Origin of the sequence: Liquorilactobacillus sicerae (genome assembly GCF_029916425.1) — a bacterium.
In the GTDB taxonomy this organism is placed as follows: domain Bacteria; phylum Bacillota; class Bacilli; order Lactobacillales; family Lactobacillaceae; genus Liquorilactobacillus; species Liquorilactobacillus sicerae.
Genome location: NZ_JAHAVQ010000166.1, coordinates 1 through 484 on the forward strand (window position 1 = coordinate 1; position 484 = coordinate 484).

At 44.4% G+C, this 484-nt stretch carries 1 pseudogene; it reads left to right on the forward strand.

The annotated features are described in order from the left end of the window. Positions 1 to 484: pseudogene (locus KH893_RS11810) on the forward strand (transketolase); the annotation flags it as partial.

The following is a 484-nucleotide window of genomic DNA, read 5'->3' on the forward strand; positions in this document are numbered from 1 at the left end:
GCCTTTGGACGCTGCGCCGATGGCTTACACGCTTTGGCAAAAGTTTCTTAATTTTAATAATCACGATCCATATTGGATTAACCGGGATCGTTTTGTTTTGAGCGCCGGCCATGGTTCGGCTTTGCTTTACAGTTTGCTTCATCTTAATGGATTTAAAGTCGGGATAGAAGATCTCAAGCAGTTTCGCCAATTGGATTCGCTGACTCCGGGGCACCCGGAATGGAAACATACTCCGGGAATCGATGCAACAACCGGTCCTTTGGGCCAAGGATTAGCGATGGCAGTCGGGATGGCAATGGCCGAAAAACATCTTTCGGCAATCTATAATCGTCCGGGCTTTAATATATTCGACCACGAAACTTATGTAATCGTTGGTGATGGCGACTTAATGGAAGGCATTAGCCAAGAATCAATGGCAATTGCTGGTGAGAAAAGACTAAGTAAATTGATTGTTCTCTTTGATTCAAACGATGTTTCCTTAGAT